Below are 20,177 nucleotides of genomic sequence, written 5' to 3'. Positions count from 1 at the left end.
CAGCCCTGGCTTATCAGAATTAAGGTGTCATCGTGAAACTGGATGAAATTGCGCGCCTGGCGGGCGTGTCGCGCACCACGGCCAGCTACGTTATCAATGGCAAAGCGCGGCAGTATCGTGTCAGCGACAAAACCGTCGAAAAAGTGATGGCGGTGGTGCGTGAACATAATTATCACCCCAATGCTGTTGCGGCAGGCCTGCGCGCCGGACGTACGCGTTCAATTGGTCTGGTGATCCCGGATCTTGAGAACACCAGTTACACGCGCATTGCCAATTATCTGGAGCGCCAGGCACGTCAACGTGGCTATCAGCTGCTGATTGCCTGCTCGGAAGATCAGCCTGACAATGAAATGCGCTGTATTGAACATCTGCTGCAGCGCCAGGTGGATGCGATCATTGTTTCGACCTCGTTGCCGCCAGAACACCCGTTTTATCAGCGCTGGATCAACGATCCGCTGCCGATTATCGCGCTGGATCGTGCGCTGGATCGTGAACACTTCACCAGTGTGGTCGGTGCCGATCAGGACGATGCGCATGCTCTGGCGGCTGAATTGCGTCAGCTTCCGGTGAAAAACGTGCTGTTCCTTGGGGCCTTGCCTGAGCTTTCAGTCAGTTTCCTGCGTGAAATGGGCTTCCGCGATGCGTGGAAAGACGATGAACGCACGGTGGATTACCTCTACTGCAACAGCTTTGATCGCACTGCGGCTGCCACACTGTTCGAGAAATACCTCGAAGATCATCCGATGCCAGATGCGTTGTTTACCACCTCATTCGGTCTGCTTCAGGGCGTGATGGACATTACCCTTAAGCGGGATGGTCGCCTGCCCACTGACCTGGCTATCGCCACCTTTGGCGACCACGAATTACTGGACTTTTTAGAGTGCCCGGTACTGGCGGTGGGGCAGCGTCATCGTGATGTGGCCGAGCGCGTGCTGGAATTAGTTTTGGCCTCGCTGGATGAACCGCGCAAACCGAAGCCGGGATTAACCCGTATTCGCCGCAATTTATTCCGCCGTGGTCAATTAAGCCGACGTACGAAATGAAATCGCGGGCAGATGGCTGCCCGCACTTATTAATCATTCAGATATTTTTCTGCCATAGGACTGGGGTAAAAAAGCGTAAATAGTCACCACTTTCCCTAACGAATTAACTGCGCTGAATTTTCTTATTTGTTTACATCTTCAGCAGTGACGCGTAGCAGAGCTGGCGCGATGGTGCTGGGCTTCCTTTCAGAAATCCCCTAAAATGCAGCCGCTGTCGCATATCCCGGGATAATTATCTTTTGCGATTAAAACGCTTTATTTTTCGCCATTTTTCAAATCGTGAAAATTTTTATTCCATTATTCATCAGGTTAATTTTTTATTTTGCCATTCATTCCCCTAAATTCCCCTCCACTAAATAATTCTCACCCTTGTAAAGAGTGATATTCACTTGTCGTTGCGGCTTGACAAGGATTTCATAGGCTCCGTAAACTCGTTTCGTGGTAAAAAGTGGGATAAAGTGGTGAAAACGGGTGATTGGGGGGTAGGACTGACATGTTCCGAGGAGCAACGTTAGTCAATCTCGACGGCAAAGGCCGATTGGCGGTACCAACGCGCTATCGTGAATTGCTTGTCGCGGAGTCTCAGGGGCAAATGGTGTGCACCATTGACCTCCACCAGCCATGTCTGTTGCTTTATACCCTGCCCGAATGGGAAATCATCGAGAAAAAACTGGCGCGCTTATCCAGCATGAATCCGATTGAGCGTCGCGTGCAGCGACTGCTGTTAGGACATGCCAGTGAATGCCAGATGGATAATGCAGGTCGCTTGTTGCTGGCGAATACGTTACGCCAACATGCGAGCCTCACTAAAGAAGTGATGCTGGTCGGACAGTTCAACAAGTTTGAGCTGTGGGATGAACAGACCTGGTATCAACAAGTCAAGGACGATATTGACGCAGAACAGTCGGCTCAGGAGCCTTTATCTGAGCGGTTGCAGGACTTGTCGCTATAGCTATGCAGGAAAATTTTAAACACACCACAGTGCTACTGGATGAGGCGGTTAACGGCCTCAATATCAGGGAAGACGGCATTTACATTGACGGCACTTTTGGGCGCGGCGGTCACTCACGTCTGATCCTTTCGCAACTGGGCGAGAAGGGGCAGTTACTGGCGATCGATCGCGATCCGCAAGCCATAGCCGCTGCAGCTGAAATTCAGGATCCACGTTTTTCGATCGTGCACGGACCTTTTTCGGCGCTGGCAGAGTATGTCGAAGCGCGTGGTCTCACCGGCAAGATCGATGGCGTATTGCTCGATCTTGGCGTGTCATCACCGCAGTTGGATGACGCAGAGCGCGGTTTCTCGTTTATGCGTGATGGGCCACTGGATATGCGTATGGACCCGACACGGGGCCAGTCTGCAGCAGAGTGGCTGATGAACGCCGAGGAAGCCGATATCGCCTTCGTCATCAAGACCTACGGTGAAGAGAAATTTGGCAAACGTATCGCACGCGCCATCGTCGAGCGTAATCGTGAACAGCCAATGACGCGCACCAAAGAGTTAGCCACCGTGATCGCTGCTGCGATGCCGGTGAAGGACAAGTTTAAACATCCGGCCACGCGCACCTTCCAGGCGATTCGTATCTGGATCAACAGCGAACTGGAAGAGATCGATACTGCACTGAAAGGGGCAATGTCGGTGCTGGCACCTGGCGGGCGGTTATCGGTTATCAGCTTCCATTCGCTGGAAGACCGTTTGGTGAAGCGTTTTATGCGCGATCAGAGCCGAGGCCCGCAAGTTCCAGCGGGTATCCCAATGACCGAAAGCCAGCTTAAAGCGCTAGGTGGACGTGAATTGAAAACCTTAGGCAAGCTGATTCCGGGTGAAGCGGAAGTCAACGAGAACCCACGCGCGCGCAGTTCGGTACTGCGTATTGCTGAGAGGACCGCGACATGATTGGCAACGAGCGACACAGCCTGCCCGGCGTCATCGGCGGTGACCTGCTGCGATTCGGCAAGATCCCGGTGTTGCTGCTGATTGCAGTACTTGTGTCCTCGGTGTTGGTGGTGACCACCACGCACAAAACGCGCCTGTTAACGGCGCAGCGCGAACAGTTGGTTTTAGAACGTGATGCGCTCGATATCGAGTGGCGTAACCTGATTTTGGAAGAGAATGCGCTCGGCGATCATAGCCGGGTTGAGCGAATAGCAACCGATAAGCTGCAAATGCAGCATGTTGATCCTTCACAGGAAAATATCGTGGTGCAGAGATAAATAAGGAATCGCAGACCTCAATGAGCGGCGCAGGCAAAACGCTGAAGTTAAAAAAACAGGAAGATAAGGCCAGCTTTATAAGCTGGCGTTTTGCGTTGCTGTGCGGCTGTATTTTACTGGCTTTGGGCGGATTGCTGTCACGCGTGGCGTGGTTACAGGTCATTAGCCCGGATAAGCTGGTCAAAGAAGGGGATTTGCGTTCGCTGCGTGTTCAATCTGTTCCCACTGCACGTGGCATGATCAGCGATCGTGCTGGCCGTCCATTGGCCGTTAGCGTGCCGGTGAATGCCATCTGGGCCGATCCTAAAGAGCTGATGGAACATGGCGGTGTGTCACTCGACAGCCGCTGGAAAGCCCTTTCAGATGCGCTGTCCATCCCACTCGATCAACTCGCCGCGCGCGTGAATGCCAATCCCAAAGGGCGCTTTATCTATCTGGCGCGTCAGGTGAATCCAGCGATTGGCGAATACGTCAAAAAACTCAAGCTGCCCGGCATTTACCTGCGTGAAGAGTCGCGTCGTTACTATCCAGCCGGTCAGGTCACTGCACATCTGATCGGCTTTACCAACATTGACGGTCAGGGCATTGAGGGCATCGAAAAGAGCTTCGACAAGTGGCTGACCGGCGCGCCAGGCGAGCGTACGGTGCGTAAAGACCGCTACGGTCGCGTGATTGAAGATATCTCCTCTGTAGACAGCCGCGCGGCGCACAACCTGACGCTCAGCATCGACGAACGCTTGCAGGCGCTGGTGTACCGCGAGTTGAACAATGCCGTGGCCTTCAACAAAGCGGAGTCGGGCACTGCCGTGCTGGTGGATGTGAACACCGGTGAAGTGCTGGCAATGGCCAACAGCCCGGCTTACAACCCAAACAATCTCTCCAACACGCCGAAAGATGTGATGCGCAACCGTGCCATTACCGACATCTTCGAGCCAGGCTCCACCGTCAAACCGATGGTGGTGATGACCGCGCTGCAGCGTGGCGTGGTGAAAGAGAACAGCGTACTGAATACCGTGCCGTACCGCGTCAATGGTCATGAGATCAAGGACGTGGCACGCTACAACGAATTGACCCTTACCGGGGTTTTACAGAAGTCGAGTAACGTCGGGGTTTCACGTTTGGCGTTAGCGATGCCCTCCTCAGCACTCGTAGATACTTACGCGCGCTTTGGACTGGGTAAACCGACCAATTTGGGGCTGGTCGGGGAAAGTAGTGGCTTATACCCTCAAAAACAACGGTGGTCTGACATAGAGAGGGCCACCTTCTCTTTCGGCTACGGGCTAATGGTAACACCGTTACAGTTAGCGCGAGTCTACGCAACCATTGGCAGCTACGGCATCAACCGCCCGCTGTCGATCACCAAAGTTGACCCGCCAGTGGCGGGTGAACGCGTTTTCCAGGAAGACCTGGTGAAAACGGTGATGCATATGATGGAGAGCGTTGCGCTGCCTGGCGGCGGTGGGGTTAAAGCCGCCATCAAGGGTTATCGCATCGCGATTAAAACCGGCACTGCGAAAAAAGTGGGACCGGATGGACGCTACGTCAATAAATACATTGCTTACACGGCAGGTGTTGCACCTGCCAGTCGCCCTCGTTTTGCGCTGGTGGTGGTGATCAACGATCCCCAGGCCGGTAAATATTATGGTGGTGCGGTTTCTGCACCGGTGTTTGGCGCCATCATGGGCGGTGTATTACGCACCATGAACATTGAACCGGATGCGCTGCCGACAATTGATAAAGACGAGTTGGTGAAGAACAGAAGTGAGGAATCAAGTGACCGATCGTAACCTGCGCGATTTACTGGCCCCGTGGGTGCCGGGTGCGCCGGCGCGTCCACTCCGTGACATGACACTAGACAGCCGCTCAGCGGCTGCTGGCGATCTGTTTATCGCCGTGGCGGGCCATCATGCTGATGGACGTCGTTTTATTCCGCAGGCTATTGCTCAAGGCGTGGCGGCAGTGATTGCCGAAGCCGAGGGTGAAGCCAGCGATGGAGATATCCGCGAGATGCACGGCGTCCCGGTTATCTACCTGGCGCAGTTGCAGCAGCGTCTCTCTGCACTGGCCGGGCGCTTTTATCAGCAGCCTGCTGAAAAACTTAAATTAATCGGTGTCACCGGCACCAACGGAAAAACCACCACCACGCAGTTGATGGCGCAGTGGGCCAATCTGCTGGGTGAAACCGGTGCCGTAATGGGCACGGTGGGTAATGGCTTATATGGCCAATTGGTGGCCACCGAAAACACCACCGGTTCCGCGGTAGATGTTCAACATGTATTGAATGATCTGGTGGAGCAGGGTGCCACGCTGGCTGCGATGGAAGTGTCTTCTCACGGTCTGGTGCAGCATCGCGTGGCGGCATTGCCCTTCGCGGCTGCGGTGTTCACGAATCTGAGCCGCGATCATCTGGATTATCACGGTGATATGCAGGGTTACGAAGCCGCCAAATGGCTGCTGTTCTCTGAACATCAGGTTGGCGAAGCCATTATCAACGCTGATGACGAGGTCGGACGCCGCTGGCTGGAGAAACTGCCGGATGCCGTTGCCGTCACCATGGCTGACAACTTGCAGCCTGGCTGTCGTGGGCGCTGGCTGAAAGCCACAGCGGTGAATTATCACGATGGCGGTGCGCATATCCAGTTCAGCTCCAGCTGGGGCGACGGGGAATTTGATAGCCGTCTGATGGGCGCATTCAATGTCAGCAATCTGCTGCTGGCACTGGCCACCTTGCTGACGCTCGATTATCCGCTGGAGGCGCTGGTATCAAGCGCTGCACAGCTGCAACCGGTATGTGGCCGTATGGAAGTGTTCACGGCACCAGAAAAACCCACGGTGGTGGTGGATTATGCTCACACCCCCGATGCGCTGGAAAAAGCGTTGGAAGCTGCCCGTCTGCACTGTAAAGGCAAACTGTGGTGCGTGTTTGGCTGCGGCGGCGATCGTGACAAAGGCAAACGTCCGTTGATGGGCGCGATTGCCGAACAGTTCTCTGACATCGTGGTCATCACCGATGACAATCCGCGCAGCGAAGAACCTGCCGCGATTGTGAATGACATTCTGACTGGCTTGCTTGATCCCGGTCGCGCCCGCGTGGTCGCGGGACGTGCGCAAGCGGTCACTAACGCCGTGATGCAGGCCAATGTCGATGACATTGTGCTGGTGGCTGGTAAAGGCCATGAAGATTATCAAATCATTGGTAACCGTCGTTTGGACTACTCCGATCGCGACACCGTCGCCCGTTTACTGGGGGTGATGGCATGATCCCGGTTTCTTTGAAAACACTGGCTGAAATCAGTGGTGGTCAACTGCACGGCGCTGATTTGACGCTGAATGATGTGACCAGCGACACGCGTAAAGTGGCTGATGGCAGCCTGTTTGTCGCACTGGTCGGTGAGCGTTTTGATGCGCATGACTTTGCTCAGGATGCTATTGCCCAGGGTGCCAAAGCGCTGCTGGTGAGTAAGCACTTGCCTTTAGATTTGCCGCAAGTGGTGGTCGCTGATACGCGCATCGCCTTTGGTCAGCTCGGCGCCTGGGTGCGTCAGCAATCGAAGGCGCGCGTGGTAGCCCTGACCGGTTCATCCGGTAAAACCTCCGTCAAAGAGATGACCGCTGCCATTTTGCGCCAGTGTGGTGAAACCCTCTATACCGCTGGCAACCTGAACAACGACTTCGGCGTGCCGATGACGTTGCTGCGTCTGACCCCAGAACACGAGTTCGCGGTGATTGAGCTGGGTGCCAATCATCAGGGCGAGATTGCTTACACCACCGATTTAGTGCGTCCTGAAACGGCGCTGGTGAATAATCTCGCTGCAGCGCATCTGGAAGGCTTTGGTTCACTGGCCGGTGTAGCGAAAGCCAAAGGCGAAATTTTTGGTGGATTGCCAGTACACGGCACCGCCATCGTCAATGCTGACAGCAACGACCTCGCTAACTGGCAGTCGCAGTTTGTCGATAAGACCCTGTGGCGCTTCTCGCCACAGCCGATGGCGGATGCAGAATTCCGCGCCAGCGAGATCGTGCTGCGCGCCGACGCCACGCTGTTTACCTTACATACGCCGCGCGGAGACATTGCTGTTGCGCTGCCGCTGCCAGGTCGCCACAACATCGCGAACGCGCTTGCTGCTGCTGCGCTGGCACTGTCCGTTGATGCCCCGCTGAGCGCCATCCAAACCGGTTTGAAAACGCTGCAGCCCGTACCGGGGCGTCTGTTCCCGATTCGTCTGGCAGACAATCAACTGCTGCTGGATGACAGCTATAACGCCAACGTCGGTTCGATGACAGCAGCCGCACAGGTGCTGGGCGATATGCCGGGCTACCGCGTGATGGTGGTGGGCGATATGGCGGAACTCGGCGATGAAGCCGAAGCTTGCCATCAGCAGGTGGGTGATGCCGCCAGGGCAGCAGGTATTGATTGTGTTCTGAGTACCGGCACTTTGAGTCGGTTGATCGGTGAAAGCAGCGGTAAAGGCGAGCATTTCGCCACCAAAGCCGAGCTGACTATACGTTTACGCGCATTGCTGTCCCAACATCAGGACATCACTATTTTGGTTAAAGGCTCACGTAGCGCCGCCATGGAGCAGGTCGTCGAGAGCTTACAGGAGAAAGGAACATGCTAGTCTGGCTGGCCGAACATTTGGTCGCACTTTATTCCGGCTTTAACGTCTTCTCGTATTTGACGTTTCGCGCCATTGTCAGCCTGCTGACCGCTCTGTTCCTATCACTCTGGATGGGCCCGCGCCTGATCGCCTGGCTGCAGAAGCTGCAGATTGGCCAGGTGGTGCGTAACGACGGTCCGGAATCGCACTTCAGTAAGCGCGGTACGCCAACCATGGGCGGCATCATGATCCTCACCTCCATCACCGTCTCGGTGTTGATGTGGGCGTATCCATCCAACCCTTATGTGTGGTGCGTGCTGGCGGTGCTGATTGGTTTCGGCATTATCGGTTTCGTCGATGACTATCGCAAAGTGGTACGCAAAGACACCAAAGGCCTGATTGCCCGCTGGAAATACTTCTGGATGTCGGTGATCTCCCTGGGCGTGGCTTTTGCGCTTTACGCTGCGGGCAAAGGCACACCGGCCACTCAGTTGGTGGTGCCGTTCTTTAAAGACATCATGCCGCAGCTGGGATTGTTTTATGTGCTGCTGGCTTACTTTGTGATTGTCGGCACCGGTAATGCGGTCAACCTGACTGATGGTCTGGATGGCCTGGCGATTATGCCAACCGTCTTCGTGGCAGCAGGCTTTGCTCTGGTGGCATGGGCGACCGGTAACGTGAAGTTTGCGGAATATCTGCATATTCCGTATCTGCGCCATGCGGGTGAGTTGGTGATTGTCTGTACCGCGATTGTCGGTGCCGGTCTTGGCTTCCTGTGGTTCAACACCTACCCGGCTCAGGTCTTTATGGGCGATGTGGGTTCACTGGCACTGGGTGGTGCGTTAGGCACTATCGCCGTGCTGCTGCGTCAGGAGTTTTTGCTGGTGATCATGGGCGGCGTGTTTGTGGTTGAAACGCTGTCGGTGATTCTGCAGGTGGGATCGTTCAAGCTGCGCGGCCAACGCATTTTCCGCATGGCGCCGATTCACCATCACTATGAATTGAAGGGCTGGCCGGAGCCGCGTGTCATCGTGCGCTTCTGGATTATTTCACTGATGCTGGTGCTGATTGGCCTGGCAACGCTGAAGGTACGTTAATCATGGCTGACTATCGGGGCAGAAAAGTCGTCATCATTGGACTCGGCATCACTGGCCTGTCCTGTGTTGATTTCTTCCTCGCGCAGGGCGTGACGCCTCGCGTGATGGATACCCGTGTGTCTCCGCCTGGCCTCGACAAGTTGCCTGAGGCGGTTGAACGCTATGTAGGCGGTATCAACAGTGACTGGTTGCTGGCGTCGGACTTGATCGTTGCCAGCCCAGGCATCGCGCTTGCTCATCCTGCATTAAGTGAAGCCGCGGATGCCGGTATCGAAATCGTCGGTGATATCGAACTGTTCTGCCGTGAAGCTCAGGCGCCGATTGTCGCGATCACCGGCTCGAACGGTAAAAGCACTGTCACCACCCTGGTGGGTGAAATGGCCCGTGCAGCAGGTTGGCAGGTTGGCGTGGGTGGCAACATCGGTTTACCGGCGCTAACCCTGCTGAAATCTCCGGCACAGTTGTATGTGCTGGAACTTTCCAGCTTCCAACTTGAAACCACCTACAGTCTGCAAGCAGCGGCTGCCACCATTCTCAACGTAACGGAAGATCATATGGATCGCTATCCGTTGGGCATGCAGCAGTATCGTGCGGCGAAATTGCGCATTTATGAAAACGCCCGCGTCTGTGTGGTCAATGCCGATGATGGTATGACCATGCCGGTTCGCGGTGTTGATGCACGTTGTGTCAGTTTTGGCATTAATCTCGGTGATTACCACCTGACCCAGCAGCAGGGCAACACCTGGCTGCGGGCGCAGGGTGAAAGGGTATTAAACACAGACGAAATGACGTTGGTGGGGCAGCATAACTACACCAATGCCCTGGCGGCCCTGGCACTGGCAGATGCGGTGAATATCCCGCGCGCTTCCAGTCTGAAAGCGTTAACGACTTTCACTGGCCTGGCGCACCGTTTCCAACTGGTGCATGAAGCCAATGGCGTGCGCTGGATTAATGACTCCAAAGCCACCAATGTCGGCAGTACTGAAGCGGCACTCAATGGTTTGCAGGTGAAAGGCACCTTGTGGCTGTTGATGGGCGGCGATGGCAAATCCGCTGACTTCAGTGCACTGACGCGCTTTTTGCAGGGCGACAATGTTCGCATCTACTGCTTTGGTCGTGACGGCGATGCGCTCGCGGCGTTGCGCCCGGAGGTCGCCACGCGCACAGAGACGATGCAGCAGGCCATGGAGCAGATTGCACCTCAGGCGAAGGCGGGCGATATGGTGCTGCTGTCACCGGCCTGCGCCAGCCTCGATCAGTTCCGTAATTTTGAACAGCGCGGTGATATTTTCGCGCAGCTGGCGAAGGAGTTGAGCTGATGCGCATTCCAGGTGTCGGTATTGCCAGCTTCCTCTCCGTGCGTTTACGCGATTGGGTGATGGGCGGCCGTGAAAATGATGATGCGCCAGTGGTGCTGTATGATCGTACGCTGCTGTGGCTGACCTTTGGTTTGGCGATTATCGGCTTTGTGATGGTGACTTCAGCGTCGATGCCGGTCGGCCAGCGTCTCAACGAAGACCCGTTCTACTTCGCTAAACGCGACGCTTTCTATATTGCCCTGGCGGTAGGCATGGCGCTGGTGACATTGCGCGTCCCAATGGATTTCTGGCAGCGCTACAGCAACGTGATGCTGATGGCGTCTGTGGCAATGCTGCTGATCGTCCTGGTGGTGGGTAGTTCGGTTAACGGTGCATCGCGCTGGATTGCCCTCGGCCCACTGCGTATTCAGCCGGCCGAATTGTCCAAGCTTTCCCTGTTTTGCTATCTCGCCAGCTATCTGGTGCGCAAAGTGGAAGAGGTACGCAACAACTTCTGGGGCTTTTGTAAGCCGATGGGCGTGATGGTGGTGTTGGCCGTGTTACTGCTGGCGCAACCGGATCTCGGAACTGTAGTTGTGCTGTTTGTGACGACGCTAGCGATGCTGTTCCTCGCGGGTGCCAAAATGTGGCAGTTCCTGGCGATCATCGGCTCCGGTATTTTTGCCGTGGTGCTGCTGATTATCGCTGAACCCTATCGTATGCGCCGTGTGACCTCTTTCTGGAACCCATGGGAAGATCCGTTTGGCAGCGGCTACCAGCTGACCCAGTCGCTGATGGCCTTCGGTCGTGGTGAATTCTGGGGCCAGGGCCTCGGCAACTCGGTGCAAAAACTCGAGTATCTGCCGGAGGCACACACCGACTTTATCTTCTCCATCATTGGTGAAGAGTTGGGTTATGTCGGTGTGGTTTTGGCGCTGTTAATGGTATTCTTCGTCGCTTTTCGCGCGATGTCGATTGGTCGCCGTGCTCTGGAGATCGATCAGCGCTTTTCTGGCTTCCTCGCTTGCTCAATTGGCGTGTGGTTTAGTTTCCAGGCGCTGGTTAACGTCGGTGCGGCTGCAGGTATGCTGCCGACCAAAGGTCTGACATTGCCACTGATCAGTTACGGTGGCTCAAGTCTGATCATCATGTCGACCGCCATCGTGTTTTTATTGCGCATTGATTATGAAACGCGTCTGGCAAAAGCGCAGGCGTTTACCCGAGGTGCTCGATGAGTAGCAAGCGGCTGATGGTGATGGCCGGCGGAACCGGCGGACATGTGTTCCCTGGTCTGGCGGTGGCACACCATCTGATCGAACAGGGCTGGCAGGTGCGCTGGCTCGGAACCGCTGACCGAATGGAAGCGGATTTGGTGCCGAAACATGGCATCGAAATTGAATTTATCCGTATTAGCGGTTTGCGCGGCAAAGGTGTTAAGGCGCAGTTACTGGCACCGGTACGCATCTTCAATGCATGGCGCCAGGCGCGTCGCATCATGAAGCGCTGGCAGCCGGACGTGGTGCTCGGCATGGGCGGATACGTTTCCGGTCCAGGTGGATTAGCCGCGTGGAGTTGCGGTATTCCTGTGGTGCTGCATGAGCAGAACGGCATTGCCGGGCTGACCAACAAGTGGCTGGCGAAAATTGCCACCAAAGTGATGCAGGCGTTTCCGGGTGCATTCCCGAAAGCCGATGTGGTTGGCAATCCCGTGCGTACCGATGTGTTGGCCCTGCCGCTGCCTGCTGATCGCCTGAGTGGACGCAGCGGTGCGATTCGTGTGCTGGTGGTCGGCGGAAGCCAGGGCGCACGCATTCTGAATCAGACGGTGCCGCAGGTGGCCGCAGAACTGGGTGATGCCATCACGATTTGGCATCAAAGCGGCAAAGGCGCGCTGGAGACGGTGCAACAGGCGTATCGCGATGCCGGACAGCCGCAGCACAAGGTCACCGAGTTTATCGATGATATGGCGGAAGCCTATGCCTGGGCGGATGTAGTGGTGTGTCGTTCGGGCGCATTGACGGTGAGCGAAGTGGCCGCCGCAGGTTTACCGGCGATCTTCGTGCCGTTTCAGCACAAAGACCGTCAGCAGTACTGGAATGCGTTGCCGCTGGAGCAAGCGGGCGCAGCCAAAATTTTCGAGCAGCCGCAATTTACCGCGACTGCAGTAGCGGACACGTTGCGCCATTGGGATCGCGCCACGCTGCTGGCGATGGCTGAGAAAGCCCGTCAGGTAGCGATTCCTGATGCAACCGATCGGGTTGCGCAGGAAGTGGCACGCGTCGCGAAGTAATTAATAGGTCGGTTTGACCGGCTGTACCTGAATGCAGGTACGAATGAGATCAACAGGTAATTGAGACAGATGAATACACAACAATTGGCAAAACTGCGTTCCATTGTGCCCGAGATGCGTCGCGTCCGGCACATTCACTTTGTCGGCATCGGTGGTGCTGGCATGGGCGGTATTGCCGAGGTGTTGGCGAACGAAGGTTATCACATCAGCGGGTCGGATCTGGCGCCTAACCCGGTGACCCAGCATCTGGCCTCATTGGGTGCGACCATTTATTTCAACCATCGCCCGGAAAACGTGACGGATGCGAGCGTGGTGGTGGTGTCGACTGCGGTGGCTCAGGACAATCCGGAGCTGGTCGCGGCACGCGAGCAGCGTATCCCGGTGATTCGCCGTGCAGAGATGCTGGCTGAGCTGATGCGCTTCCGTCATGGCATCGCGGTTGCCGGTACGCACGGCAAAACCACCACCACAGCGATGGTTACCAGTATTTATGCCGAAGGTGGCTTAGACCCGACTTTCGTCAATGGCGGCCTGGTGAAAGCAGCGGGCACACATGCTCGTTTGGGCACCAGCCGTTACCTGATTGCGGAAGCCGATGAGAGTGACGCGTCGTTCCTGCATCTGCAGCCGATGGTGGCGATTGTCACCAATATCGAAGCGGATCATATGGATACCTATCAGGGCGATTTCGAGAACCTGAAGCAGACGTTCATCAATTTCCTGCATAATCTGCCGTTCTACGGACGTGCGGTGATGTGCGTAGATGATGTGGTGATCCGCGATTTGATCCCACGCGTGGGCCGTCAGGTCACCACTTACGGCTTCAGTGATGACGCCGATGTGCGTATCGAAAACTATGAACAACGTGGCGCGCAGGGGCACTTTACCCTGATTCGTCAGGACAAGCCGGTGCTGAAAGTGACCCTGAATGCGCCGGGCCGTCACAATGCCTTAAATGCTGCTGCTGCGGTTGCAGTGGCGACGGAAGAAGGCATTGAAGATAACGCGATTCTGGCGGCACTGGAGAGCTTCCAGGGCACCGGGCGCCGCTTTGATGTGCTGGGCGAATTTGATACCGCAGCGGTCAATGGCAATCCAGGCAGCGCAATGCTGGTGGATGATTACGGTCATCACCCAACGGAAGTGGATGTCACCATTAAAGCCGCGCGTGCCGGCTGGCCAGAGAAAAAACTGGTGATGGTATTCCAGCCGCATCGTTACACGCGAACTCGTGATCTGTTCGATGACTTCGCTAACGTGCTGTCACAGGTTGATGTATTGCTGATGCTGGATGTTTATCCGGCCGGTGAAGCGCCGATTCCAGGCGCAGATAGCCGTTCACTGTGCCGCGCGATTCGCAATCGTGGCAAGGTTGACCCGATTCTGGTCTCTGAGCACGATGCGTTGCCGGAAGCGCTGGCCCCGTTGTTGTCAGGTGACGATCTGGTCATCGTGCAGGGCGCCGGCAATATCGGCAAGATCGCCCGCAAACTGGCTGAGCTTGCGTTGCAGCCAGCTGCGAAAACGGAGGCGCGTCATGGCTGAGAAAGTCGCCGTCCTGATGGGCGGAACCTCGGCAGAGCGTGAAGTGTCGCTGATGTCGGGCAGTGCGGTGTTAGCTGGTCTGCGTGAGATGGGCATTGATGCACACGGCGTGGATACCCGTGATGTGTCAGTGCTGGACCTCAAAGCGCAGGGCTTTGATAAAACCTTTATCGCTCTGCACGGTCGCGGCGGTGAAGATGGCACGCTGCAGGCGGTGCTGGAGTTCCTCCAGTTGCCCTATACCGGCAGCGGCGTGATGGCTTCGGCGATCACCATGGATAAACTGCGCAGCAAATTGCTGTGGCAGGGCAGGGGACTGCCTTCAGGCAAATTCGTCTGGTTAACGCGTCAGCAGCAGGAGCAGGGTTTAGATGCACAAACGCAGGCTGCCATTGATGCGCTCGGGCTGCCGCTGTTTGTGAAGCCAAGCTGTGAGGGTTCTAGTGTCGGCATCAGCCGTGTGAACACGTTAGAAGCCTTGCCTACAGCGCTGGATGAAGCGTTTCGCCACGATAATGACGTGCTAGTTGAGGCATTCCTGAGTGGTGCGGAATATACCGTTGGCATCCTGGGTGATGAAATTCTGCCTTCAATCAGAATTAAAACCGCCAGCGTGTTCTATGACTATGAAGCTAAATACATTTCTGACGATACTGAATACTTCTGTCCAAGTGGTTTGAGTGCAGAGCAGGAAGCAGAATTGAAGACGCTGGTATGGGCAGCCTGGCGTGCACTGGGTTGCAGCGGCTGGGGACGCGTCGATGTAATGACAGATGGCGAGGGGAAATTCCAGTTGCTGGAAGTGAATACCTCACCGGGCATGACCAGCCACAGTCTGGTGCCGATGGCCGCGAAGCAGGCAGGATACAGTTTCCCGCAGCTGGTGGCGCGTATTCTGGAACTGGCTGACTGATATGTCTCAGGCGGCGATACGTGTACGAAATCGCGAACCCCAGGAGCGTGCGCGCACCGGGCGTAGCAACGGTGCCCGACTGTTTGGCGTCGTATTCCTGCTGATTGTGTTGGGCATCATGGCTGCCGGTGGGCTGGTGGTGCTGAAGTGGATGAATGATGCGTCGCGTTTACCGCTGTCGAAGCTGGTGGTGACCGGGGAAACGCATTACACCACGCATGATGACATTCGCCAGGCCATTTTGTCGCTCGGTGCACCTGGCACGTTTATGTCGCAAAACGTGGACATCATCCAGCAACAGATTGAGCGTTTACCCTGGATTAAACAGGTCAGTGTGCGTAAGCAGTGGCCTGATGAGCTGAAGATTAACCTGGTGGAGTATGTTCCGGTGGCACGCTGGAATGACTCACACATGGTAGACGCCGATGGCGTCTCCTTCAGCGTCCCGGCCAGTCATATCGGTAAAGAAACATTGCCGATGTTATATGGCCCGGAAGGCAGTGAAACAGAGGTGTTGGCGGGCTATCACACCATGAGTGATGTGCTCAAAGCCGGCAAGTTTACCCTGAAGGTCGCGTCGATGACGGCGCGGCGCTCATGGCAGTTAGTGACCAGCGACGATGTGCGCATCGAACTGGGACGCAGCGACACCATGAAGCGTCTGAACCGTTTTATTGAGCTCTATCCGGAGCTGCTGCAGCAGGGCCAGAGTCAGAACAAGCGCATTACCTATGTCGATTTGCGCTACGACTCCGGTGCCGCAGTAGGCTGGGCAGCGGCCCCGCTGGAGCCACAGGACAGTAATCAGCAACAAAACCAGGCACAGGCTAAACCACAATGATCAAGGCAACGGACAGAAAACTGGTAGTAGGACTTGAAATCGGCACCGCAAAGGTTGCCGCCCTGGTTGGGGAAATTCTGCCTGATGGTATGGTCAACATTATTGGGGTGGGCAGCTGCCCGTCTCGTGGTATGGATAAAGGCGGCGTAAATGACCTTGAGTCGGTGGTGAAATGCGTTCAACGCGCCATCGACCAGGCTGAACTGATGGCTGATTGCCAGATTTCGTCGGTTTACCTTGCTTTATCGGGCAAACATATCAGTTGTCAGAACGAAATCGGGATGGTTCCGATTTCGGAAGAGGAAGTGACTCAGGATGATGTAGAGAACGTGGTACATACGGCGAAATCCGTACGCGTACGCGATGAACATCGTATCCTGCATGTTATTCCTCAGGAATATGCCATTGATTATCAGGAAGGCATCAAGAATCCGGTGGGACTTTCCGGCGTGCGTATGCAGGCGAAAGTGCACTTGATCACCTGCCACAATGATATGGCGAAAAATATTGTTAAAGCCGTTGAACGTTGCGGCCTGAAAGTTGACCAACTGATTTTTGCCGGACTGGCATCCAGTTTCTCGGTTCTGACTGAAGATGAACGTGAGCTGGGCGTCTGTGTTGTTGACATCGGTGGCGGTACAATGGATATCGCGGTTTACACCGGCGGCGCACTGCGTCACACCAAAGTGATCCCTTATGCAGGGAATGTGGTGACCAGTGATATCGCCTATGCCTTCGGCACACCGCCAACCGATGCGGAAGCGATCAAAGTACGCCATGGTTGTGCGTTGGGTTCGATTGTTGGCAAAGATGAAAACGTCGAAGTGCCGAGCGTCGGTGGACGTCCACCGCGCAGTCTGCAACGCCAAACGCTGGCAGAAGTGATTGAGCCGCGTTACACCGAATTGCTGAATCTGGTGAATGACGAGATTCTGCAACTGCAGGAGCAACTGCGCCAGCAGGGCGTGAAACACCACCTGGCAGCAGGCATCGTGCTGACCGGTGGCGCAGCACAGATTGAAGGTTTGGCCGCTTGCGCCCAGCGTGTATTTCATACGCAGGTGCGTATTGGTCAGCCACTTAACATCACCGGCCTGACGGATTATGCGCAGGAGCCGTATTACTCAACTGCAGTCGGTCTGCTGCATTACGGCAAAGAGTCACACATGAACGGTGATGCAGAAACGGAAAAACGTGCTTCAGTGGGCAACTGGTTTAAACGTATCAATAGCTGGCTGAAGAAAGAGTTTTAATTTTTGAAAAAGGAGATCATGCAGGCAATGTTTATGATCTCCAGGCGACAGGCACATAACGGAGAGAAATCATGTTTGAACCTATGGAATTAACCAATGACGCGGTGATTAAAGTCATCGGCGTCGGCGGCGGCGGTGGCAACGCCGTAGAGCACATGGTACGCGAGCGTATCGAAGGTGTAGAATTCTTCGCTGTAAACACCGACGCGCAAGCGTTGCGTAAGACAGCGGTTGGCCAGACGATCCAGATCGGGACCGGTATCACCAAGGGTCTCGGTGCGGGTGCAAACCCGGAAGTGGGTCGTACCTCAGCTGAGGAAGATCGTGAAGCACTGCGTTCTGCGCTGGAAGGGGCAGACATGGTGTTTATCGCTGCAGGCATGGGCGGCGGTACCGGTACCGGTGCAGCGCCAGTCGTGGCAGAAGTAGCAAAAGATTTGGGTATCCTGACTGTTGCGGTGGTGACCAAGCCCTTCAACTTCGAAGGCAAAAAGCGTATGGCTTTTGCTGAACAGGGTATCGCTGAGCTGTCTAAGCATGTTGATTCACTGATCACCATCCCGAACGACAAGCTGTTAAAAGTGCTGGGTCGCGGTATCTCTCTGCTGGATGCCTTTGGTGCAGCCAACGACGTACTGAAAGGTGCGGTGCAGGGTATCGCCGAGCTGATTACTCGCCCAGGCTTGATGAACGTTGACTTCGCGGACGTGCGTACCGTGATGTCAGAAATGGGTTACGCCATGATGGGCTCCGGCGTAGCGTGCGGTGAAGACCGTGCCGAAGAAGCAGCCGAAATGGCGATCTCCAGCCCACTGCTGGAAGATATCGATCTGTCTGGTGCGCGCGGCGTGCTGGTCAACATCACGGCGGGCTTTGACCTGCGTCTGGATGAGTTCGAAACCGTGGGTAACACTATCCGCGCCTTCGCTTCTGACAACGCGACCGTGGTCATCGGTACTTCTCTGGACCCAGAGATGAACGACGAACTGCGCGTGACCGTCGTTGCTACCGGTATTGGCATGGACAAGCGTCCAGAAATTACGCTGGTAACCAACAAATCGGCTTCGCAGCCAGTGATGGATCATCGCTACCAGCAGCACGGCATGGCGCCGTTGCCGCAGGAGCAGAAGCCGGCAGCGAAAGTGGTCAACGACCAGCCAGCATCGTCCAATAAAGAGCCAGATTATCTTGATATTCCAGCCTTCCTGCGTAAGCAGGCAGACTAAGAATATCCTGAGAATTGGGATTCCCCGCTCTTTGTGCTAAAGTATTCGCCCGCTGGTAATTTATACTGGCGGTCGGATGGGTAATATTGCGAGATAATGCGATGATCAAACAAAGGACATTAAAACGTATTGTTCAGGCGACAGGTGTCGGTTTACATACCGGCAAGAAAGTCACGCTGACCTTACGCCCTGCGTCGGCTAATACCGGGGTCATCTATCGTCGCACTGACTTGAATCCACCGGTTGATTTCCCGGCTGATGCAAAATACGTGCGCGACACCATGCTGAGTACCTGCCTGGTGAATGATGAAGGCGTGCGTATATCGACGGTTGAACACCTGAATGCTGCATTGGCAGGCTTGGGTATCGACAACATTATTGTTGAAGTCGATGCGCCCGAAATCCCAATTATGGATGGCAGTGCCGCGCCTTTTGTCTACTTGCTGATGGATGCAGGCGTCGAAGAGCTGAACAGTGCGAAGAAATTCGTACGCGTTAAGCAGACGGTGCGTGTTGAAGATGGCGATAAGTGGGCCGAGATCAAACCTTACAACGGTTTCTCACTCGACTTTACTATCGACTTCAAACATCCGGCAATTGACTCAAGCTCGCAGCGTTACCAGTTAAACTTCTCGGCTGAGGCGTTCGTTCGCCAAATCAGTCGTGCGCGCACCTTTGGTTTTATGCGTGAAATCGAATATCTGCAGTCTAAAGGCCTGTGCCTGGGCGGTAGCTTAGATTGTGCGATTGGTCTTGATGATTTCCGCGTACTCAACGAAGACGGTCTGCGCTTTGAAGATGAGTTCGTTCGTCACAAAATGCTGGACGCGATCGGCGATCTGTTTATGTGTGGCCACAACGTGATTGGCGCATTCTCTGCGTTTAAATCAGGCCATGCGTTAAACAACAAATTGCTGCAAGCGGTGCTGGCGAAGCAGGAAGCCTGGGAATGGGCGACCTTCGAAGACGAAGCTGAACTGCCACTGGCATTCAAAGCACCAAATTTAGTTCTGGCGTAAAGACGAAGCTGAACTGCCACTGGCATTCAAAGCACCAAATTTAGTTCTGGCGTAAGTCAGTCATAAAAACGGCAGTTTTCCTGACACCCTCTCCGGTCAGTGGAAGCTGCCGTTTTTTATTGCCTGTTTTTTATTCCTGCAAGACCGCTCTCAATTCTCTGCTATCACTGGCGAAAGCCTGTACAAATAAACGTGAAATCCCCCGTAAGCCCTTTAATCACTGGTGTCCTGGCCCCACATAAGTGCTATTATCTGGCGCTCATATGAGCAGGTTCGCGGATAACCGCAACGGCTTCATTACTTTATTTAACTGTGGATAGGTTGTGATCGGGATTTTCTCACGCTGGCGACAATTAGGCAGACGCTACTTCTGGCCTCATCTCTTGTTAGGGATGGTGGCGGCCAGTTTGGGCTTGCCTGCCTGTGCGCAAAGTGCGGAGTCCACGGCGACAGACTCGCCCATCAGCAGCCTGTTTGTCGGCAATGTTGTTCATTTCGATCATTTAATCCGTCTGCAGGAAAGTGCGCGTCGACCAAATTTCAATGTCGATTACTGGCATCAGCATGCCATTCGCACGGTCATTCGCCACCTCTCATTTAGCATGACGCCACCAGCAGAAGCGGAAGAGAGTCATACAGTCCCGCTGGCGGCACAAAAGCTGGCGTTAATCGATTCGCTGCAGGCGCTACTCACATCGCCAGCTCAACCCGCTATTGCATTAGAGCCGCAGGAAACGCTGCGTCATCGCGAACCTCAAATTCACACTTCTGCTGACTGGCAGGCTGCTATTCATGGCATCCGCGCCGGGCCTGCCATTGCTTAACAGTAACGATTTTCCAC

General features: G+C 55.1%; 18 protein-coding genes. All 18 read left to right on the top strand.

All coding sequences use genetic code 11. From position 1 onward, the window contains the following. Window positions 1-32 precede the first annotated feature (32 nt). Window positions 33-1,043: a catabolite repressor/activator gene (gene cra / locus WFP70_RS07230; protein ID WP_097118335.1), complete on the top strand. Its 1,011-nt coding sequence runs from the start codon at window positions 33-35 to the stop codon at window positions 1,041-1,043. Window positions 1,044-1,536: 493 nt separating this feature from the next. Further along, on the top strand, window positions 1,537-1,995 hold the full coding sequence (gene mraZ, locus WFP70_RS07225; protein ID WP_034825993.1) for a division/cell wall cluster transcriptional repressor MraZ: 459 nt from the start codon (window positions 1,537-1,539) through the stop codon (window positions 1,993-1,995). A gap of 2 nt (window positions 1,996-1,997) precedes the next feature. After that, entirely contained in the window at window positions 1,998-2,939 is a 942-nt protein-coding gene (gene rsmH / locus WFP70_RS07220) for a 16S rRNA (cytosine(1402)-N(4))-methyltransferase RsmH (RefSeq protein WP_337023084.1), read from the top strand. After that, window positions 2,936-3,256, top strand: coding sequence for a cell division protein FtsL (gene ftsL, locus WFP70_RS07215; RefSeq protein ID WP_034825986.1), 321 nt, complete (start codon window positions 2,936-2,938; stop codon window positions 3,254-3,256). The genes rsmH and ftsL overlap by 4 nt, the downstream gene beginning before the upstream one ends. A gap of 20 nt (window positions 3,257-3,276) precedes the next feature. After that, window positions 3,277-5,043, top strand: coding sequence for a peptidoglycan glycosyltransferase FtsI (locus WFP70_RS07210; RefSeq protein WP_058960906.1), 1,767 nt, complete (start codon window positions 3,277-3,279; stop codon window positions 5,041-5,043). Beyond that, window positions 5,030-6,517 carry a UDP-N-acetylmuramoyl-L-alanyl-D-glutamate--2,6-diaminopimelate ligase gene (gene murE / locus WFP70_RS07205; RefSeq protein WP_337023083.1) on the top strand — a complete coding sequence of 496 codons (1,488 nt, stop codon included), beginning with the start codon at window positions 5,030-5,032 and terminating at the stop codon, window positions 6,515-6,517. The genes WFP70_RS07210 and murE overlap by 14 nt, the downstream gene beginning before the upstream one ends. After that, the gene (gene murF, locus WFP70_RS07200; protein ID WP_337023082.1) at window positions 6,514-7,875 is read left to right on the top strand and encodes a UDP-N-acetylmuramoyl-tripeptide--D-alanyl-D-alanine ligase; all 1,362 of its coding nucleotides are present in this window, start codon (window positions 6,514-6,516) and stop codon (window positions 7,873-7,875) included. The genes murE and murF overlap by 4 nt, the downstream gene beginning before the upstream one ends. Continuing rightward, window positions 7,869-8,951 carry a phospho-N-acetylmuramoyl-pentapeptide-transferase gene (mraY, locus tag WFP70_RS07195; protein WP_034829683.1) on the top strand — a complete coding sequence of 361 codons (1,083 nt, stop codon included), beginning with the start codon at window positions 7,869-7,871 and terminating at the stop codon, window positions 8,949-8,951. The genes murF and mraY overlap by 7 nt, the downstream gene beginning before the upstream one ends. A 2-nt stretch (window positions 8,952-8,953) precedes the next feature. Next, window positions 8,954-10,270 carry a UDP-N-acetylmuramoyl-L-alanine--D-glutamate ligase gene (gene murD / locus WFP70_RS07190; protein WP_337023081.1) on the top strand — a complete coding sequence of 439 codons (1,317 nt, stop codon included), beginning with the start codon at window positions 8,954-8,956 and terminating at the stop codon, window positions 10,268-10,270. Beyond that, entirely contained in the window at window positions 10,270-11,484 is a 1,215-nt protein-coding gene (gene ftsW / locus WFP70_RS07185; protein ID WP_283216228.1) for a cell division protein FtsW, read from the top strand. Before murD ends, ftsW begins: the two co-directional genes overlap by 1 nt. Then, window positions 11,481-12,539 (top strand): undecaprenyldiphospho-muramoylpentapeptide beta-N-acetylglucosaminyltransferase, encoded by a 1,059-nt coding sequence (gene murG, locus WFP70_RS07180; protein WP_034829676.1) that lies wholly within the window; start codon window positions 11,481-11,483, stop codon window positions 12,537-12,539. Before ftsW ends, murG begins: the two co-directional genes overlap by 4 nt. A 69-nt stretch (window positions 12,540-12,608) precedes the next feature. Beyond that, window positions 12,609-14,084 (top strand): UDP-N-acetylmuramate--L-alanine ligase, encoded by a 1,476-nt coding sequence (gene murC, locus WFP70_RS07175; protein WP_337023080.1) that lies wholly within the window; start codon window positions 12,609-12,611, stop codon window positions 14,082-14,084. After that, on the top strand, window positions 14,077-14,997 hold the full coding sequence (locus tag WFP70_RS07170) for a D-alanine--D-alanine ligase (protein WP_337023079.1): 921 nt from the start codon (window positions 14,077-14,079) through the stop codon (window positions 14,995-14,997). The genes murC and WFP70_RS07170 overlap by 8 nt, the downstream gene beginning before the upstream one ends. Before the next feature lies 1 nt (window position 14,998). Beyond that, window positions 14,999-15,838 carry a cell division protein FtsQ gene (ftsQ, locus tag WFP70_RS07165; RefSeq protein WP_045816937.1) on the top strand — a complete coding sequence of 280 codons (840 nt, stop codon included), beginning with the start codon at window positions 14,999-15,001 and terminating at the stop codon, window positions 15,836-15,838. Beyond that, window positions 15,835-17,091: a cell division protein FtsA gene (gene ftsA, locus WFP70_RS07160; protein WP_013507861.1), complete on the top strand. Its 1,257-nt coding sequence runs from the start codon at window positions 15,835-15,837 to the stop codon at window positions 17,089-17,091. Before ftsQ ends, ftsA begins: the two co-directional genes overlap by 4 nt. 71 nt (window positions 17,092-17,162) lie before the next feature. Next, window positions 17,163-18,317 carry a cell division protein FtsZ gene (ftsZ, locus tag WFP70_RS07155; protein WP_337023078.1) on the top strand — a complete coding sequence of 385 codons (1,155 nt, stop codon included), beginning with the start codon at window positions 17,163-17,165 and terminating at the stop codon, window positions 18,315-18,317. A 101-nt stretch (window positions 18,318-18,418) separates the two neighbouring features. Continuing rightward, window positions 18,419-19,336 (top strand): UDP-3-O-acyl-N-acetylglucosamine deacetylase, encoded by a 918-nt coding sequence (gene lpxC / locus WFP70_RS07150; protein ID WP_034829665.1) that lies wholly within the window; start codon window positions 18,419-18,421, stop codon window positions 19,334-19,336. A 323-nt stretch (window positions 19,337-19,659) separates the two neighbouring features. Beyond that, window positions 19,660-20,160 (top strand): secA translation cis-regulator SecM, encoded by a 501-nt coding sequence (secM, locus tag WFP70_RS07145; RefSeq protein WP_197080208.1) that lies wholly within the window; start codon window positions 19,660-19,662, stop codon window positions 20,158-20,160. Window positions 20,161-20,177 lie beyond the last annotated feature (17 nt).

Source organism: Pantoea sp. USMM079, from assembly GCF_037153115.1.
In the GTDB taxonomy this organism is placed as follows: Bacteria; Pseudomonadota; Gammaproteobacteria; order Enterobacterales; family Enterobacteriaceae; genus Pantoea; species Pantoea communis.
This window is presented reverse-complemented; position numbering and strand designations above follow the sequence as displayed.

What these genes read in the sequence shown, in the direction of transcription:
- ftsW (WP_283216228.1), top strand. Translation starts at nt 10,270, where the DNA reads ATGCGCATTCCAGGTGTCGGTATTGCCAGCTTCCTCTCCGTGCGTTTA.
- murC (WP_337023080.1), top strand. Translation starts at nt 12,609, where the DNA reads ATGAATACACAACAATTGGCAAAACTGCGTTCCATTGTGCCCGAGATG.
- ftsL (WP_034825986.1), top strand. Translation starts at nt 2,936, where the DNA reads ATGATTGGCAACGAGCGACACAGCCTGCCCGGCGTCATCGGCGGTGAC.
- murG (WP_034829676.1), top strand. Translation starts at nt 11,481, where the DNA reads ATGAGTAGCAAGCGGCTGATGGTGATGGCCGGCGGAACCGGCGGACAT.
- WFP70_RS07170 (WP_337023079.1), top strand. Translation starts at nt 14,077, where the DNA reads ATGGCTGAGAAAGTCGCCGTCCTGATGGGCGGAACCTCGGCAGAGCGT.
- ftsQ (WP_045816937.1), top strand. Translation starts at nt 14,999, where the DNA reads ATGTCTCAGGCGGCGATACGTGTACGAAATCGCGAACCCCAGGAGCGT.
- murD (WP_337023081.1), top strand. Translation starts at nt 8,954, where the DNA reads ATGGCTGACTATCGGGGCAGAAAAGTCGTCATCATTGGACTCGGCATC.
- ftsZ (WP_337023078.1), top strand. Translation starts at nt 17,163, where the DNA reads ATGTTTGAACCTATGGAATTAACCAATGACGCGGTGATTAAAGTCATC.
- mraY (WP_034829683.1), top strand. Translation starts at nt 7,869, where the DNA reads ATGCTAGTCTGGCTGGCCGAACATTTGGTCGCACTTTATTCCGGCTTT.
- rsmH (WP_337023084.1), top strand. Translation starts at nt 1,998, where the DNA reads ATGCAGGAAAATTTTAAACACACCACAGTGCTACTGGATGAGGCGGTT.
- WFP70_RS07210 (WP_058960906.1), top strand. Translation starts at nt 3,277, where the DNA reads ATGAGCGGCGCAGGCAAAACGCTGAAGTTAAAAAAACAGGAAGATAAG.
- murF (WP_337023082.1), top strand. Translation starts at nt 6,514, where the DNA reads ATGATCCCGGTTTCTTTGAAAACACTGGCTGAAATCAGTGGTGGTCAA.
- lpxC (WP_034829665.1), top strand. Translation starts at nt 18,419, where the DNA reads ATGATCAAACAAAGGACATTAAAACGTATTGTTCAGGCGACAGGTGTC.
- mraZ (WP_034825993.1), top strand. Translation starts at nt 1,537, where the DNA reads ATGTTCCGAGGAGCAACGTTAGTCAATCTCGACGGCAAAGGCCGATTG.
- ftsA (WP_013507861.1), top strand. Translation starts at nt 15,835, where the DNA reads ATGATCAAGGCAACGGACAGAAAACTGGTAGTAGGACTTGAAATCGGC.